Consider the following 271-nt stretch of genomic DNA (forward strand, 5'->3'; position numbering starts at 1 on the left):
ACTTCCATGCGGTCCAGCAAGGGACCGGGAATGCTGTCCATGGTATTGGCGGTACAGATAAACAGGGCGTGGCTCAGGTCCAGCCGTTCATCCAGGTAGTGGTCGAGAAAATCCTGGTTCTGTTCCGGGTCCAGCACTTCCAGCAGGGCCGAGGCAGGGTCACCCTGGAAAGACTGCCCCAATTTGTCCACCTCATCGAGCATGATCACCGGATTAGCGGTGCCGGTTTCCTTGAGTGCCTGCACCAGCTTGCCGGGCATGGCGCCGATGT

General features: G+C 59.0%; 1 protein-coding gene. It reads right to left on the reverse strand.

Translation table 11 applies throughout. The features are described 5' to 3' along the window. Positions 1 to 271: AAA family ATPase (locus B3Q33_RS06930; protein ID WP_286827327.1), on the reverse strand; the 271-nt coding region annotated here is incomplete at both ends.

The organism is Alcanivorax sp. UBA3183 (assembly GCF_002364155.1).
Lineage (GTDB): Bacteria > Pseudomonadota > Gammaproteobacteria > Pseudomonadales > Alcanivoracaceae > Alcanivorax > Alcanivorax jadensis.